Source organism: Mycobacterium sp. TH-M11 (assembly GCF_057473725.1).
Window position 1 is genome coordinate 1 of record NZ_JBYCLD010000438.1, and the last position, 3193, is coordinate 3193.

The window sequence follows — 3193 nt, forward strand, 5'->3', positions numbered from 1 at the left end:
CGGTCATGCGCGGCCGATGAGATTCAGGAGGCAGCAATGGCTCAGGAGCAGACCAAGCGCGGCGGGGGCGGCGGAGACGACGACGATCTCACCGGCAACACTGCGGCGGGCCAGGAACGCCGGGAGAAGCTCACCGAGGACACCGATGACCTGCTTGACGAGATCGACGACGTGCTGGAAGAGAACGCCGAGGACTTTGTGCGCGCGTACGTCCAAAAGGGCGGCCAGTGACCTGGTTGTCGCGTGATCGTCTGCCCCTCAACTCAGCAAACCCAGGAATCGCGCTCACCGGCGTAGGCCTGTCGTCGTTTTCGGAGTTCCTGCGGTTGCAGGCACCGGAGCTGCTGCCGACCGGCGCGGGTGCCGCGCAGTCCGGCGGGGCCGGTGAGCAACTGCCGCACGGCACCACCATCGTCGCGTTGAAGTACCCCGGCGGGGTCCTGATCGCCGGTGACCGGCGCTCTACGCAGGGCAACATGATTGCCGGCCGCGACGTGCAGAAGGTGTACGTCACCGACGAGTACACCGCGACCGGCATCGCCGGCACCGCGGCGATCGCCGTCGAGTTCGCCCGGCTCTACGCGGTGGAGCTGGAGCACTACGAGAAGCTCGAAGGTGTCCCGCTGACGTTCGCCGGCAAGGTCAATCGGCTGTCGACCATGGTGCGCGGCAACCTGGGCGCCGCCATGCAGGGCCTGGTGGCGTTGCCGTTGTTGGCCGGCTATGACATCGACGCCGACGACCCGCAGACCGCGGGGCGCATCGTGTCGTTCGACGCCGCCGGCGGCTGGAACGTCGAGAGCGAGGGCTATCAGGCGGTGGGCTCGGGCTCGCTGTTTGCCAAGTCGTCGATCAAGAAGCTCTACAACCAGATCAACGACGCCGACACCGCGTTGCGAGTCGCCATCGAGGCGCTCTATGACGCCGCCGACGACGACTCCGCCACCGGCGGCCCGGACCTGGTGCGGGGCATCTACCCGACCGCGGTCGCCATCGACGCCGACGGCGCTGTCGACATCGCCGAGGAACGGATCGCCGAACTGGCCCGTGTGGTGGTCGAGAGCCGAACTCGTGGCGGGGATTCGGCGCCGGAGACCAAGCGGGGTAAGAAATGAGCTTCCCGTACTTCATCTCGCCCGAGCAGGCGATGCGCGAGCGCAGCGAGCTCGCGCGCAAGGGCATCGCTCGCGGACGCAGCGTGGTGGCCCTGGCCTACGCCGACGGTGTGCTGTTCGTCGCCGAAAATCCTTCTCGCTCGCTGCAGAAGATCAGTGAACTCTACGACCGAGTGGGTTTTGCGGCGGCCGGCCGGATCAACGAGTTCGAGAACCTGCGCCGCGGCGGCATTCAGTTCGCCGACACCCGCGGCTACGCCTATGACCGCCGTGACGTCACCGCACGCCAGTTGGCCAACGTCTACGCCCAGACTTTGGGCACCATCTTCACCGACCAGGCCAAGCCCTATGAGGTGGAGTTGTGTGTTGCCGGCGTCGCCTACCAGGGGCAGACCAAAGCGCCTGAGCTCTACAGGGTTACCTACGACGGCTCGATCACCGATGAGCCGCACTTCGTGGTGATGGGCGGCACCACCGAGCCGGTCACCAACGCGCTCAAGGAGTCCTACGCCGAGAACGCGGAGCTGGCCGACGCACTGCACATCGCGGTCAATGCGCTCAAACAGACCGACTCCGGCAACGGTGCCGAACCGCGCGAGCTGGGACCGGGCACCTTGGAGGTCGCCATTTTGGATGCCAACCGGCCCAAGCGTGCGTTTCGACGGATCAGCCGTGCCGCGCTGGAATCGCTTTTACCGCAAGCTGGCTCGTCGGGGGAGGCGTCAGACGAGGCTTCTGGCTAAGCCCGCCTATGCCCAAGAAATACGGGGTCAAGGAAAAGGACCTGGTTGTCAATCACATTGTCGACCTAGTACTTGCCGGAGAGCTGCGCACCGGCGACCGGATCAACCGCGATGCGATCGCGGGCGCTCTAGGGGTCAGTCGGCTTCCAGTTCAGCAGGGCATCGACCAACTCGAACAAACGGGGATGCTGGCCGGCGTTTATCACCGTGGCGTGTTTGTCAGCCGGTTCGATGAGGCCGTGGTTCGCGAACAGCACGAATTGCACGGGACATTGAATGCGATTCCCTCGATGCGAGCGGCGGTGAGCCCGACGCCGCGTGTTCTCGCCGAACTCGATGCGGCAGTGCGGGAACTGCGCGCCAACAAGGCGCCGGCCGGGTTCCACGACGCGGCCATCGAGTTTCGCCGGATCATCGTCGAGGAATACGCCGGCCCGCCATTGCAGGCGGCGATCGGTGCTTCACGGGTGTTCATGCCGCGTGGGTTCTGGAAGAGCTATGCCAACGAGCACGAGGAGTTTCTGCCCAGCTTTGAGGCGGAAGCCGCAGCGATCCATCAGCGCGACCCGGAGGCCGCTCGGGTGGCCTGTATGGACCGGGCGGAGCTGCAGGCCGAGGTGGTACTCGCCGAGTTGACCAGGCGTGGCGTGCTGAACAGGTTAGGTTCTGGCTGAACCCGGTACCGCGGGTCGCCTACCGATCGATCCGGAAACGCTTGACTCGCGCTCCCGCACCCGATGCCAGTTCGACACGGCTGCGCGACACGCCGAAATGCTCTGCCAGAACGCGGATGACGGCGGCGTTCGCTTTGCCGTCCACGGCCGGCTCGCGTACGTAGACGGTCAGTTGACCATCGTCGTCGGTCTCCACCAGGGGGCCTTTGCGGCTGCCCGGCTTGACTTTGACGACGACGGTTTCAGTCATCGTGCCAGGGCTAGCGGGCGACGATCACCGACGAGCCGTGCCCGAACAGGCCCTGGTTGGCGGTGACGCCCACCGTGGCGCCCTCGACCTGCCGGCCGGTGGCCTGACCGCGCAGCTGCCAGGTCAGCTCGCACACCTGGGCAATGGCCTGCGCCGGGATCGCCTCGCCGAAGCAGGCCAGCCCGCCGGACGGGTTCACCGGCACCCGGCCACCGATGGTGGTGGCGCCGCTGCGCAGCAGCTGCTCGCCCTCGCCCTTGGCGCACAGGCCCAGGTGCTCGTACCAGTCGATCTCCAGCGCGGTCGACAGGTCATAGACCTCGGCCAGGCTGACGTCCTCGGGTCCGATCCCGGCCTCGGCGTAGGCGGCGTCCAGGATCTGGTCCTTGAACACCCGCTCCGGGGCCGCCA

6 protein-coding genes are annotated in these 3193 nt (G+C 66.6%); 4 read left to right on the forward strand and 2 right to left on the reverse strand.

The window, feature by feature from the left end; all coding sequences use genetic code 11:
• Positions 1–36: 36 nt before the first annotated feature.
• The 4 genes from AC2VOG_RS17115 to AC2VOG_RS17130 are packed head-to-tail and all read left to right on the forward strand — an operon-like array spanning position 37 to position 2532.
• Positions 37–231 carry a ubiquitin-like protein Pup gene (locus AC2VOG_RS17115; RefSeq protein ID WP_486941052.1) on the forward strand — a complete coding sequence of 65 codons (195 nt, stop codon included), beginning with the start codon at positions 37–39 and terminating at the stop codon, positions 229–231.
• Positions 228–1115, forward strand: coding sequence for a proteasome subunit beta (gene prcB / locus AC2VOG_RS17120; RefSeq protein WP_486941047.1), 888 nt, complete (start codon positions 228–230; stop codon positions 1113–1115). Before AC2VOG_RS17115 ends, prcB begins: the two co-directional genes overlap by 4 nt.
• Positions 1112–1858 (forward strand): proteasome subunit alpha, encoded by a 747-nt coding sequence (gene prcA, locus AC2VOG_RS17125; RefSeq protein ID WP_486941048.1) that lies wholly within the window; start codon positions 1112–1114, stop codon positions 1856–1858. Before prcB ends, prcA begins: the two co-directional genes overlap by 4 nt.
• Before the next feature lie 8 nt (positions 1859–1866).
• Positions 1867–2532 carry a GntR family transcriptional regulator gene (locus AC2VOG_RS17130; protein WP_486941049.1) on the forward strand — a complete coding sequence of 222 codons (666 nt, stop codon included), beginning with the start codon at positions 1867–1869 and terminating at the stop codon, positions 2530–2532.
• Positions 2533–2551: 19 nt separating this feature from the next.
• Here the strand turns inward: AC2VOG_RS17130 and AC2VOG_RS17135 are convergent, their stop codons facing one another.
• Both AC2VOG_RS17135 and AC2VOG_RS17140 read right to left on the reverse strand, forming a co-directional pair.
• Complete coding sequence (locus AC2VOG_RS17135; RefSeq protein ID WP_486941050.1) at positions 2552–2782, reverse strand: DUF167 domain-containing protein; 231 nt, start codon at positions 2780–2782, stop codon at positions 2552–2554.
• Between the two features lie 10 nt (positions 2783–2792).
• Positions 2793–3193, reverse strand: a 401-nt coding sequence (locus AC2VOG_RS17140; RefSeq protein ID WP_486941051.1) for a thiolase C-terminal domain-containing protein, incomplete at its 5' end; no start/stop codon positions are given.